Source organism: Streptomyces sp. NPDC028289 (assembly GCF_055565975.1).
Window position 1 is genome coordinate 44,754 of the sequence record NZ_JBVHTI010000013.1, and the last position, 12,700, is coordinate 57,453.

Consider the following 12,700-nt stretch of genomic DNA (forward strand, 5'->3'; position numbering starts at 1 on the left):
ACGACGGACAGCGGCTCCCGTCCGTCGTCCGGGCACGCCGAAGGCGCCACTGTGCGGGTCACCGCCGCGGCTCCTTCGGTACCTCCGGAGTCCCGGAGGCGCCGGAGGCAGCTCAGACGCCTGCGCCCAGCACCGAGTTGATGCGCTGCGGGTCGCCGCAGACGATCAGCAGGGCACCGGCCCGGGAGAGGGCCAGCGGCAGGGCGGTGGCGGCGACGGTGTCGGGGCCGCCGTTGACAGCGACGACGACCACGGAGCGGGTCACGGCACGGGAGGCGACGGCGGCGTCCGCGTAGAAGACGTCGTCGCCCGCGTCGTGCTGGGCCCAGTAGGAGGCTTCGCCGAAGGACAGCTCGTGGTCGGCCCACGGATGCTGCGCGCCGGTGGTGATCACCAGCACGTCGCCGGGGGCGCGACCCGATTCGAGGAGCAGGTCCACTGCTTCCTCGGCCGCGTCGAGAGCGCTCTCGACCGAGGCCGGGATCAGCTGGATCTGCGGGGCCGCCGCTGCCGCGGCGGGGACGGCCGGGCCGGGCTGGCCTGGCTTGGCCACGTCACGCGGCGTGCGCTGCACCGGCGGCGTGGGCCGCAGAGGGCCGGGACGACCGGGACGCGACGGAGCCGCGGGGCGGGGGCCGGGTACGGGACGAGGGGTCGGCGCGGTACGGCCACTGGCCGGAGTGGCGCGGGGACCCTGGGCACTCTCGTGAATCTGAGGCTCCTCGGGAATGAGAGGCATGAGCTGATATTTATCAAACGTTGGTGCAGGTCACGTGAACCGGGTGGCACAACCGTGCGACCGGAACGTCAGAAATCGAAGCCGAGCTGACCCTCGATCTCCGGAACGCTTCCCTCCGCCCAGCTGCGGACCTTCTTGAGGTGCCGCCACTGGGGCAGCGCATCAAGATACGCCCACGACAACCGGTGGTACGGGGTGGGGCCCCGCTCCTCCAGTGCGGCCTTGTGCACGGGCGACGGGTACCCGGCATTGTCCGCAAATCCGAAGTCTGCATGGTCGATACCCAGTTCGGCCATCATTTTGTCGCGCTGAACTTTGGCGATCACCGAGGCAGCGGCCACAGCCACACACGATCGGTCACCCTTGATGACCGTGCGCACCCGCCACGGGGTACCGAGGTAGTCGTGCTTCCCGTCGAGGATGACCGCGTCGGGGCGGACGGGCAAGGTCTCCAGGGCACGGACCGCCGCGAGTCGCAGTGCGGCCGTCATCCCGAGGTCGTCGATCTCCTCCGGCGAGGCATGCCCGAGGGCGTAGGACGTGACCCACCCCCGCAGCGCCTCGGCAAGTTCCGTACGTCGCTTGACGGTCAGCAGCTTGGAGTCGGTGAGGCCCTCGGGCGGTCGGCGAAGACCGGTGACCGCGGCACAGACGGTGACGGGCCCGGCCCAGGCGCCGCGCCCCACCTCGTCGACACCGGCAATGACCTTGGCTCCGGTCGTGGCGCGAAGGGAGCGCTCGACGGTGTGAGTAGGCGGTTCGTACGGCATGGCGCCCTTAGGGTACGCCGCACTGATCCCCGAGCGACACCCCGGCCTCCCGGACCGCGCCGGGGACCGCCGGAGCCGCGGCTCACATCCCGCGCGACAGCAGCAGCGGAAGCATGAACCGATCGATCATCTCCTCGATCTCCCGGTCGTTCCATTCGCTTCCAGAAATCTTGTTCCGGTACATCATCATCGCCGGAATGGCGTCGATGACATAGCCGTTGGCCGCGTCGGTGCGCACCTCTCCCCGCTCAATGCCGCGGGCGACGACGTCACCGATCAGCCGGATCGTCGGCCCCACCACCCCGTCGAAGATCACGCCATGGAACCGCTCGACCTGCAGCGGATCGCATTCGTGAATCACGGAGCGCAGCGCGAAGCCGGGGCGCGAGAACATCGCGTCCCGGGCCTGCCGGCACAGGGCCAACAGGTCCTCGCGCACGCTTCCGAGGTCGGGGGCCTCCTCCAGACGTGGCAGGCCGGCCTGCAGCGCGTCGGCGACCAGTTCCTCCTTGGAGGGCCAGCGGCGGTAGACCGCGGCCTTCCCGGTCTGGGCGCCGGCGGCGACGCCCTCCATGGTGAGGCCGTTCCAGCCGACGGTGCTGAGCTGCTCCAAGGCGGCGTCCAGGATCGCGCGTTCGAGGACCGCACCGCGCCGACGAGGGGAGGCCGCCTGGGGAGCAGCGGCAGTCCAGCGCGAGGTAACCATCTGATGTTTCTCCAGCGAGCGAGGGGAAGCGGGAAGTCCGGAGCGGGGGGCGCGGCGCGCGACGGCAAGGGGGACGCGGCACACGACGCGCAATTAAGTGAACGCTTGCGTTCTCTATCGGGGACTCACTACCGTTGACGCGACAGTGAACGCTGCCGTTCACTAACACCTTCGTGGGGGATCCATAGTGACGACCTCTCAACTGATACCGGACCAGAAACCAGGTGCGGCCCGCCGGCAGGGGCGCCCCGGCATCGCGCTCACCGTGATTGCCGCTTGTCAGCTCATGGTGGTACTCGACGCGACGATTGTGAACATCGCGCTCCCGCACATTCAAGAGGCGCTCAAGTTCAGCACCACGGACCTCACGTGGGTGGTCAGCGCCTACACGCTCACCTTCGGCGGCCTGCTGCTCCTCGGCGCGCGGGCCGGCGACATCCTCGGGCGACGCCGGGTGTTCATGACCGGCATCCTGCTGTTCACCTTCGCCTCGCTCCTCGGCGGACTCGCCCAGGAACCCTGGCAACTGCTCGCCGCCCGCGCCCTCCAGGGAGTCGGCGGCGCGATCGCGTCGCCGACCTCGCTGGCGCTGATCACCACGACCTTCCCCGAAGGCCCGGAGCGGAACCGGGCGTTCGGTGTGTTCGCCGCCGTCTCTGCGGGCGGCGGGGCCATCGGCCTGCTGGCCGGCGGCATGCTCACCGACTGGCTCGACTGGCGCTGGGTGCTGTTCGTCAACGTACCGATCGGGCTGCTGATCGCCGCCCTCACCCCGCAGTACATCAACGAGTCCGAACGGCACCCCGGACGGTTCGACATCGCGGGCGCGCTGACCTCCACCCTGGGCATGGCCGCCCTGGTCTACGGCTTCATCCGGGCCGCGGAGGACGGCTGGCGCGACAGTCTGACACTCGGGTCGTTCGCCGCCGCGGTGGTCCTGCTGCTGTCCTTCGTCTTCATCGAGACCCGGGCGAAGGAGCCCATCACCCCGCTGCGGATGTTCGCCGACCGCAACCGCTCCGGCACCTATGTGATCATGCTCAGCCTGGCCGCCGCGATGTTCGGCATGTTCTTCTACATCGTGCTGTTCGTGCAGAACGTGCTGGGCTACAGCCCGATCGGGGCCGGTCTGGCCTTCCTGCCCGTGACGGCGGCCATCGCCGTAGGCGCCGGGCTCTCGCAGCGGTTCCTGCCCGTCCTGGGCCCGAAGCCGTTCATGATGACCGGTTCGGCGCTCGTGGTCGTCGGACTCACCTGGCAGACGTTCATCAAGCCCGACAGCTCCTATCTCGGCGGGATCCTCGGGCCCATGCTGGTCTTCGGCTTCGGCATGGGGCTGAACTTCGTGACGGCGACCGTCACCGCGGTCTCCGGTGTCGACCAGCACGAGGCCGGGGCGGCTTCCGGGCTGCTCAACGCCATGCAGCAGGTCGGCGGTTCGCTCGGTCTGTCCATCCTGACCACGGTGTTCGGTTCGGCCAGCAAGGACGAGGCGAAGAAGCAGCTGCCGAAGTTCCTCGCCGACGGTTCGCCGGAGCAGAAGGCGGCGTTCACCAAGACCCATCAGCTGCCCGCGCCGTGGGGGCACGAGGTGCTCGCGCACGGCATCTCGACCGCGTTCGTCCCCGCCGCCGTCATGGCCGGGCTCGGGCTGCTCACCGCCTGGCTGGTGATCAAGGTCCGCAAGAGCGACCTCGAAGCGCTCGCCGGTACGGCCGGCCCGGGGATGGGCTGACCCCACCGGGTCCGTGCAGAGCCGCGGATGGCCGGACCTCCGCCAGGGGACAGGCGGCAGAGGCAGAGGTCCGGCCATCTGCGTCCCGGCCACCCGCCTCCCGGCCATCCGCATCCTGGCCGTCGGCGCCGCGATCACGAGCACGGCGCACACCATCGGAAGAGCCGACCCGGCCCACACGCCCCACACCTCCCCCGCGACTACGCCTTCCGCCCGCCCCCGGCACATGCGCCGGATGGGGCGGCTGCCTGGAAAACGCCTGACGGTCACGCAGAGTTCCCGCCAGGTACGGAGAGTCTCTTATGTGGATCGCGGGATTCAACTTGGGCCAGAGGGGAACGGGCGGCCTCGGACCGACGAAGCTTCGCCATGGCACGCTTCGACGGTCCTCGGACGCAGAGCCCGCCTCGAGACGACAGCGCCCGGCCTCGGCGCACGTCTCCGATGTCTCAGGAGCGGCGCTGCCTGGCGGCTTTCCCCACGAGCCGGCTCCGCAGGGGCACCGAACCGCGTCATTGCGGCACGCGGTGCGAGCCCGGCCTCAGCCGGTCACCCGCCGACGCCGGTACCGGCCCCCGTCGGCACCCATTCCGGCAGCGCCTCCGCCCGCTCCGCCCACGCGGCCGGCGGCGCTCCCGCCCTGCCGCCCGCGAGCACGCCGCCCACGATGGCGCAGGTGGTGTCCACGTCACCGCCCACCTGGGCGGTCGCCCAGAACGCCGTCTCGTAGTCGCCGAGGGCGCGTGCCGCCGACCAGAGCGCGAAGGGGACGGTGTCATGGGCGGTCGTACGGCGTCCGCAGCCCAGGACGGCCGCCACGGTGCCCGCGTCGGCGTAGTCGAGCATGTCGCGGGCGCGCCGCAGGCCCTGGCCCACGGCGCTCTTGGGGACGAGGGCGACGACCCCGTCGAGGAGCGCCTCGGGGCTCGGCGGGCCGTCGGGCGCGGCCGCGAGGGCTGCGGCGGCCGCCACGGCCATGGCACCGGCCACGGCCTCCCTGTGCTGGTGTGTGGGGTAGGCGGAGATCTCGGCCTGGTGCGTGGCCTGCTCCGGATCGTCCGCGTACCAGGCGCCCAGGGGTGCGATCCGCATCGCCGCGCCGTTGCCCCAGGATCCCCGTCCCTCGAAGAGCCCGGCGGCCAGCTCACGCCAGTCGCCGCCTTCCCGGACGAGGCGCAGCAGGCGGTTGACGGCGGGGCCGTAGCCCCGGTCGAAGTCGTGGTGCGCGGCGAAGGAGTGGGCCAGCGCGTCCTGGTCGATGCGGTGGTGCGCGGCCAGGACGGCGACGACGGAGCAGGCCATCTCGGTGTCGTCGGTCCACTGCCAGGGAGCGGGAGGCAGCTCCCGTCGCTTGAGCAGCGGGTAGTTCACCGGCACGAAGAACTGCGAGCCCAGCGCGTCGCCGATCGCGAGTCCGCGCAGGCTGGCCAGGGCGCGCTCCAGGCGCCCCGGGGTCGGGGAATCGAAGGAGGAGGTCATCGCGGTCAGCCTAGCCGCTCATCCAGTAGGGCTCCGGGTCCCGCCAGCGGTCGAACGGCTGGTTGAGCGTGTACTTGCCGTCGTCTCCGAGAACGAGCATCCGCATCTCGGCGTTCCCCGGGTTGGAGAGCGACTCGAACTCCGCGACGGTCCAGTGGAACCAGCGCATGCAGAACAGCCGCATCGCCAGGCCGTGGGTCACCAGGAGCACGTTGGGCGGGTGGTCCGGCGCCTCGAAGCTGCGGAACAGGCTCTCCAGGAAGCCGCCGACGCGGTCGTACACGTCGGCCCCGGACTCACCCTGCGGGAAGCGGAAGAAGAAGTGTCCGTACGCGTCCCGGTACGTCTTCTGCAGCCGCACGTCGTCGCGGTCCTGCCAGTTTCCCCAGTCCTGCTCGCGTAGCCGGGGCTCCTCGCGCACGCGTATGAGATCCGGGTCGAGGTGGAAGGCGCGGAGGGTCTCGTGTGTACGCCGGTAGGGCGAGACGTACACGCTGACGCGCTCCTGGCCGAAGATCTCCCGAACGCGCTTTCCGGTCTCTTCGGCCTGCCGCCGGCCCCGCTCGGTCAGGGCCAGCGCGTGGTCGGGTTCCCGCTCGTACACGGAGTCGTCGACATTGCCGGTTGACTCGCCGTGCCGGACAAGGACGATGCGCCGTGGTCGTGCCATGCCGAAACCCTAGATCGAGTGACGAAAAATCGAGCACTCGGATGGCCCCCATACAGCGCAGGTCACACACATCTGGGTTGGATTTTCAAACGATCCAGCTCGGCTCGAGCTCCACGATGTCACCCGTGAGGGCCGCGATGTCGGCCTCCGTCTGGGCGCGCAGCGCCAGCCGCTCCACCCGTTCGGTGCGGTACTTGCCGTGCTCGGCGGCCGACCGCCACATCGAAAGGATCATGAACTCGTTTTCGGGCGCCTCCGCGAACATGCCGCGGATCATGCCGGGCGAGCCGGCCATCGCCGGGTTCCAGACCTTCTCCTGCATCAGCGTGAAGTGCTCGACCCGCTCCTCGTGGACCCGGCAGAGAGCCACCCGGACCAGGTCGCTGTCCGTGAACCGTGGTTCGAAGCCGGTCTTCACGTCGAACCGGTACTCGAACAGCTTCACCTGTCGGTCCTTGTACGTGCCGAACTGGGACGCGGCCAGGCGGTCGTGCGAACGCGCCATGAAGGAGTCGTAGAAGGCACGACTCTCCCAGAAGGCGAAGATGTGCGCCACTCCAGGTCGCTGCCGACTCCAGCCCCCGCCCTGTCCCCGAAATCCCGGCTCCCCCGGAAGCCCCGCCCATTTCCGCTGCCCCCGCTCGAAGCCCCGGCGGTCAACCACGGTGCAGCGAATCCACTTGACCAGCACCGCGCCATCGTAAGGCCATGGGGCGTGGCGTCGGTCACGCTCCGGCTGAGATCACCCGCGCATACGCCCCCGCGCGCGTGGCACGATGGACAAAGAGCCTTGGCAAAACATCAGTTGGGGTAGGGACCTCTAGGGGGAAGGGGACGCGTGGTGAGCGGTTTCAGCAAGGCGATCCGCAAGGTCGAGGTCGCGGTGAAGTGGGATCCCAGCCCTTCCGGACAGCCGCCCACCGATCTCGACGTCGTCGCCGGGACGTTCACGACGGCCGAACCGTACGGAACTCCGGCCTATCTCGTGCACTTCGACAGCCGTTCGCCCGACGGCACGATTTTTCTCAACCGGGACAGCCAGGACGGCAAGGGCTTCGGCTGGGACGAGGTGATGACGCTCGAACTGGACCGGCTCGACAGCCGGTACGCGCGCGTGGTCGTCGGAGTCGTCATCCAGCAGCGGGCCACGCACCGGACGTTCGTGAATGTCCTGAACCCGGCCGTCCGCGTCCGGGAGGGCTACAACGTACTGGCCGAGGACGACTTCGGCTCGGTTCTCGGGGCGACGGCGGCCACCGTCGCGGAGTTCGTACGCGACGGGTCCGGCGACTGGGGTTTCCGGCCCGGGCTGCACGGATTCGAGGACGACCCGGTGGTCTTCAGCCGGGAGATGGGCGGACTCGGCCGCCCCTGACAGCGGACGACCGCCCGTGACAGCGGAACAGTAAGGGGCGCCGGCCACGGCCGGCGCCCCTTACTTCACGTCACATCGACTCGTCAGCTGCAACCGCTGGTCGAGCCGCATCCCTCGCAGATGTAGCAGGAACCGGCCCGCTGCATCTTCGTACCGCAGGAGAAGCAGAGCGGGGCGTCGGCCTGGATGCCCAGCTGCATCTCCACCAGCTCGGCGCTGGTGTGCGCCTGCTTCGGGGCGGCCTTGGCCGCGACGGCCTCGGTCCGCGGGGCGGCGACGGCCTTCAGCTCCTGGGCGCGCGGCGCCGACTGGGCCAGGCCCTCGACGTCGACGTCGTCATCGTCGATGGACGGCTCGTACGAACCGGTCTCCAGGTGCCGCTGACGCTCCTCGGCAGAGTGGATACCAAGCGCGGAGCGCGTCTCGAACGGCAGGAAGTCCAGCGCCAGGCGGCGGAAGATGTAGTCGACGATCGACTGCGCCATGCGCACGTCCGGGTCGTCCGTCATGCCGGCCGGCTCGAAGCGCATGTTGGTGAACTTCGAGACGTACGTCTCCAGCGGCACGCCGTACTGGAGGCCGACGGAGACCGCGATGGAGAAGGCGTCCATCATGCCCGCGAGGGTCGAGCCCTGCTTGGACATCTTCAGGAAGACCTCGCCCAGGCCGTCGTCCGGATAGGAGTTGGCCGTCATGTAGCCCTCGGCGCCGCCGACGGTGAAGGACGTGGTGATGCCGGGACGACCCTTCGGGAGGCGCTTGCGGACCGGGCGGTACTCGATGACCTTCTCGACCGTCTCACGGATGGTCGTCTCGGTCTTCGCGGCGACCTCCTCCTTCTCCTTCTCCTTGGTCTTGGCGGAGAGCGGCTGGCCGACCTTGCAGTTGTCCCGGTAGATCGCGAGCGCCTTGACGCCGAGCTTCCAGGCCTCGAAGTAGATCTCCTCGACCTCCTCCACGGTCGCCGTCTCCGGCATGTTGACCGTCTTGGAGATGGCCCCGGAGATCCACGGCTGGATCGCGGCCATCATGCGGACGTGGCCCATCGGGGAGATGGCGCGCTCGCCCATGGCGCAGTCGAAGACCTCGTAGTGCTCGTGCTTGAGGCCGGGGGCGTCGATCACGTTGCCGTTCTCGGCGATGTGGGCGACGATCGCCTCGATCTGCTCCTCCTGGTAGCCCAGGCGGCGCAGGGCCTGCGGGACCGTGCCGTTGACGATCTGCATCGAGCCGCCGCCGACCAGCTTCTTGAACTTCACCAGGGCGAGGTCGGGCTCGACGCCCGTGGTGTCACAGGACATGGCCAGACCGATGGTGCCGGTCGGGGCGAGGACGGACGCCTGGGAGTTACGGAAACCGTTCTTCTCGCCGAGGCGGACCACGTCCTGCCAGGCCTCCGTGGCGGCGGCCCAGACCGGGGTGTCCAGGTCGTCCATGCGGACGGCCACGGTGTTGGCGTCGGCGTGCTGCTGCATGACGCGGTTGTGGGCGTCGGCATTGCGGGCGTAGCCGTCGTACGGGCCGACGACCGCGGCGAGTTCGGCGGAGCGCTTGTAGGCGGTACCGGTCATCAGGGAGGTGATGGCACCGGCGAGGGCGCGGCCGCCGTCGGAGTCGTAGGCGTGGCCGGTCGCCATCAGCAGGGCGCCGAGGTTGGCGTAGCCGATGCCGAGCTGACGGAACGCGCGGGTGTTCTCGCCGATCTTCTGGGTCGGGAAGTCAGCGAAGCAGATGGAGATGTCCATCGCGGTGATGACCAGCTCGACGACCTTGGCGAAGCGCTCGACCTCGAAGGACTGGTGGCCCTTGCCGTCGTCCTTGAGGAACTTCATGAGGTTCAGCGAGGCGAGGTTGCAGGACGTGTTGTCCAGGTGCATGTACTCGCTGCAGGGGTTCGAGCCGTTGATCCGGCCGGACTCCGGGCAGGTGTGCCAGTGGTTGATGGTGTCGTCGTACTGGATGCCCGGGTCGGCGCAGGCCCAGGCGGCCTCGGCCATCTTGCGGAACAGGCTCTTGGCCTGGACCTCCTCGATGACCTCGCCGGTCATCCGGGCGCGCAGACCGAACTGTCCGCCCTGCTCGACCGCCTTCATGAACTCGTCGTTCACGCGGACCGAGTTGTTGGCGTTCTGGTACTGGACGGAGGTGATGTCGTCGCCGCCCAGGTCCATGTCGAAGCCCGCGTCACGCAGGGCGCGGATCTTCTCCTCCTCCTTGACCTTGGTCTCGATGAAGTCCTCGATGTCGGGGTGGTCGACGTCGAGGATGACCATCTTGGCGGCGCGGCGGGTGGCGCCGCCGGACTTGATGGTGCCCGCGGAGGCGTCGGCGCCGCGCATGAAGGAGACCGGGCCGGAGGCGTTGCCGCCGGAGGAGAGCAGCTCCTTGGAGGAGCGGATGCGGGAGAGGTTCAGGCCGGCGCCGGAGCCGCCCTTGAAGATCATGCCCTCTTCCTTGTACCAGTCGAGGATCGACTCCATGGAGTCGTCGACGGACAGGATGAAGCAGGCGGAGACCTGCTGGGGCTGCGGGGTGCCCACGTTGAACCACACGGGGCTGTTGAAGCTGAAGATCTGGTGCAGGAGGGCGTACGCCAACTCGTGCTCGAAGATCTCGGCGTCGGCGGGCGAGGCGAAGTACTTGTGGTCCTCACCGGCCTTCCGGTACGTCTTCACGATGCGGTCGATCAGCTGCCTGAGGCCGGTCTCGCGCTGCGGGGTGCCGACGGCACCGCGGAAGTACTTGCTGGTGACGATGTTGACCGCGTTCACCGACCAGAAGTCGGGGAACTCGACGCCACGCTGCTCGAAGTTGACCGAGCCGTCGCGCCAGTTGGTCATGACGACGTCACGGCGCTCCCAGCTCACCTCGTCGTACGGGTGTACGCCGGGGGTGGTGTGAATGCGCTCGATACGCAGTCCCTTGGTGGCCTTGGTGCCCTTCGCGCGGGAACTCCGTGCCGGACCGCTCGCCGTCTCTGTCATGCCGCCTCCCTGTACGGGCTAAAACGCCCTGAAATGCCACGATGTTCCCGTGGCACGCTGTTCTGTTTTCGCGTCGCGAGCACGCTGAGCCGCCCCCGCGACAAGTCCTGGATCGCCGTCCGACAACCGGATCCGGGTCCTCCGCCCGGTCCGGTCCGCCCGTCAGCCGGCGATGTCGACGGGCGCGGGCACCCGAGTGGGCCCGCCTGGCCCGTGATCGTCCTCCCGGCCCCCCGTTCCCGCGTCTTCGTCGTCCGCGACGGGGTCCTGGGCCGCCCGCCTGAGCTCCGCGATCGCGGCCTCGAAGTCCTCGAGCGAGTCGAACGCCCGGTAGACGGAGGCGAATCGCAGGTAGGCGACCAGGTCGAGCTCCTGCAACGGGCCGAGTATGGCCAGCCCCACGTCATGGGTGGTCAGCTCGGCGCTCCCGGTGGCCCGCACCGCCTCCTCGACCCGCTGGCCGAGCTGGGCGAGTGCGTCCTCGGTGACAGGCCGTCCCTGGCATGCCTTGCGCACGCCGTTGATGACCTTGGTACGACTGAATGGCTCGGTGACTCCGGACCGCTTGACCACCATGAGCGAGCAGGTCTCCACGGTCGTGAAACGACGGGAGCAGTCCGGACACTGGCGGCGCCTGCGGATCGACGTGCCGTCGTCGGTCGTACGACTGTCGACCACACGGCTGTCGGGGTGCCTGCAGAAGGGGCAGTGCATGATCTCCAACCCTCCTCACAGCAGACTCAATAGCCTCGATGGGCCACATGGGCCCCTCGAAGCAGCCCCAAGCATAGGCGATCTCAGAGAGACCGGAGACCCGGGGGACCACAACTTGTGGGCTGCTGTAGCAATCCAACCACTAGATGTGGTGATTGGCAGATACATCACCAGGTTGCGCGTGTCGCACACGTACCGCTAGGGCGGATACGGAGATACCGTGGGCGCCGCACGGAGGTCACGTGCGACTCCGGCGCAGATGGGGACGGACATCCCGGTCGGCGGCGGCCCGGATGGCAGACTGGGCACACCCACAAGGCCGTCCCCCGGCGGTGAAGAGTACAACGATGGTCTCTTTTGCCTGCCGGGTACCGCGTGAGCCATACACCCGGACATGCGATCACGTACGGTGAACCGCGTTTTTTCACTCGAACGTGTGTTTGGCGCAACCTTTCGAAAGCAACTACCGTTGTCCAGCAGGGAGACCATCGAGAGGGGCCGACGTGACCACGACCGCAGACAGTGCCACCATCACCGCCCAGGACCGCTCCCAGGGCCGAATCGACCCGGTGCATGCCATGAACGAAGCCGTGAATCCCGAGGGACACAAGCGTTCCCTGCCGGGCCGACCTCCAGGCATCCGGGCGGACAGCTCGGGCCTCACCGACCGGCAGCGCCGGGTGATCGAGGTGATCCGGGACTCGGTGCAGCGGCGCGGCTACCCGCCGTCGATGCGGGAGATCGGTCAGGCCGTCGGCCTGTCCAGCACGTCCTCGGTGGCGCACCAGCTGATGGCACTGGAACGCAAGGGCTTCCTGCGCCGCGACCCGCACCGCCCGCGCGCCTACGAGGTGCGCGGCTCCGACCAGGCCGTGACCGTGCAGCCCACGGACACCGCCGGCAAGCCCGCCGCGTCGTACGTCCCGCTGGTCGGCCGGATCGCCGCCGGTGGGCCGATCCTCGCCGAGGAGTCGGTCGAGGACGTCTTCCCCCTCCCCCGGCAGCTGGTCGGTGACGGCGAGCTGTTCGTGCTCAAGGTCGTCGGTGACTCCATGATCGAAGCCGCGATCTGCGACGGCGACTGGGTCACCGTCCGCCGCCAGCCTGTGGCCGAGAACGGCGACATCGTCGCCGCCATGCTCGACGGCGAGGCCACCGTCAAGCGCTTCAAGCGCGAGGACGGCCACGTCTGGCTCCTCCCCCACAACGCGGCCTACGAGCCGATCCCCGGCGACGACGCCACCATCCTGGGCAAGGTCGTCGCGGTACTGCGGCGCGTGTGACGCCTGCGGCGGGCGGCCAATCCCGCCCGCCCTCCGATCGGGCCCCGGGACCCCTGCGCCGGTTCCGGGGTCCTGCACTGTCCGGACCCCGGCGACCACCTGCCTCGGATCGGGGGTTGGGGGGGGCGGCGCCCCGCCCGCCCCCCCCCCCCCACCCCCCCCCCCCCCCCCCCCCCCCCCCCCCCCCCCCCCCCCCCCCCCCCCCCCCCCCCCCCCCCCCCCCCCCCCCCCCCCCCCCCCCCGTA

General features: G+C 69.4%; 11 protein-coding genes. 3 read left to right on the plus strand and 8 right to left on the minus strand.

From position 1 onward, the window contains the following. Nucleotides 1-112: 112 nt before the first annotated feature. The 3 genes from ACZ4UV_RS47425 to ACZ4UV_RS47435 form a co-directional block, all read right to left on the minus strand. Entirely contained in the window at nt 113-739 is a 627-nt protein-coding gene (locus tag ACZ4UV_RS47425; RefSeq protein WP_390035094.1) for a hypothetical protein, read from the minus strand. A gap of 68 nt (nt 740-807) precedes the next feature. Continuing rightward, entirely contained in the window at nt 808-1,509 is a 702-nt protein-coding gene (locus ACZ4UV_RS47430; protein WP_293989591.1) for a ribonuclease HII, read from the minus strand. A gap of 82 nt (nt 1,510-1,591) precedes the next feature. After that, on the minus strand, nt 1,592-2,215 hold the full coding sequence (locus ACZ4UV_RS47435; protein WP_451017747.1) for a TetR/AcrR family transcriptional regulator: 624 nt from the start codon (nt 2,213-2,215) through the stop codon (nt 1,592-1,594). A 187-nt stretch (nt 2,216-2,402) separates the two neighbouring features. On the opposite strand from ACZ4UV_RS47435, the gene ACZ4UV_RS47440 reads away from it, so the two are divergent. Further along, nucleotides 2,403-3,950, plus strand: a complete 1,548-nt coding sequence (locus ACZ4UV_RS47440; protein WP_467847860.1) for an MFS transporter — start codon at nt 2,403-2,405, stop codon at nt 3,948-3,950. 549 nt (nt 3,951-4,499) lie between these two features. Here the strand turns inward: ACZ4UV_RS47440 and ACZ4UV_RS47445 are convergent. From ACZ4UV_RS47445 to ACZ4UV_RS47455, 3 genes are all read right to left on the minus strand, one after another. After that, nucleotides 4,500-5,429 (minus strand): ADP-ribosylglycohydrolase family protein, encoded by a 930-nt coding sequence (locus ACZ4UV_RS47445; RefSeq protein WP_451017746.1) that lies wholly within the window; start codon nt 5,427-5,429, stop codon nt 4,500-4,502. 10 nt (nt 5,430-5,439) lie between these two features. Continuing rightward, nucleotides 5,440-6,099, minus strand: a complete 660-nt coding sequence (locus tag ACZ4UV_RS47450; RefSeq protein ID WP_451017745.1) for a histidine phosphatase family protein — start codon at nt 6,097-6,099, stop codon at nt 5,440-5,442. A gap of 85 nt (nt 6,100-6,184) precedes the next feature. Continuing rightward, entirely contained in the window at nt 6,185-6,790 is a 606-nt protein-coding gene (locus ACZ4UV_RS47455; protein WP_351484843.1) for a YdbC family protein, read from the minus strand. Nucleotides 6,791-6,940: 150 nt separating this feature from the next. On the opposite strand from ACZ4UV_RS47455, the gene ACZ4UV_RS47460 reads away from it, so the two are divergent. After that, a complete protein-coding gene (locus ACZ4UV_RS47460) occupies nt 6,941-7,474 on the plus strand; it encodes a TerD family protein (protein ID WP_390035099.1) in 534 nt (177 codons plus the stop codon). 83 nt (nt 7,475-7,557) lie between these two features. On the opposite strand, the gene ACZ4UV_RS47465 is transcribed toward ACZ4UV_RS47460, so the two are convergent. Further along, nucleotides 7,558-10,458, minus strand: coding sequence for a vitamin B12-dependent ribonucleotide reductase (locus ACZ4UV_RS47465; RefSeq protein ID WP_451017744.1), 2,901 nt, complete (start codon nt 10,456-10,458; stop codon nt 7,558-7,560). 162 nt (nt 10,459-10,620) lie between these two features. Beyond that, nucleotides 10,621-11,172 (minus strand): transcriptional regulator NrdR, encoded by a 552-nt coding sequence (gene nrdR, locus ACZ4UV_RS47470; RefSeq protein WP_451017743.1) that lies wholly within the window; start codon nt 11,170-11,172, stop codon nt 10,621-10,623. Between the two features lie 503 nt (nt 11,173-11,675). On the opposite strand from nrdR, the gene lexA reads away from it, so the two are divergent. After that, complete coding sequence (gene lexA, locus ACZ4UV_RS47475) at nt 11,676-12,455, plus strand: transcriptional repressor LexA (RefSeq protein WP_132893616.1); 780 nt, start codon at nt 11,676-11,678, stop codon at nt 12,453-12,455. Nucleotides 12,456-12,700: the final 245 nt, after the last annotated feature.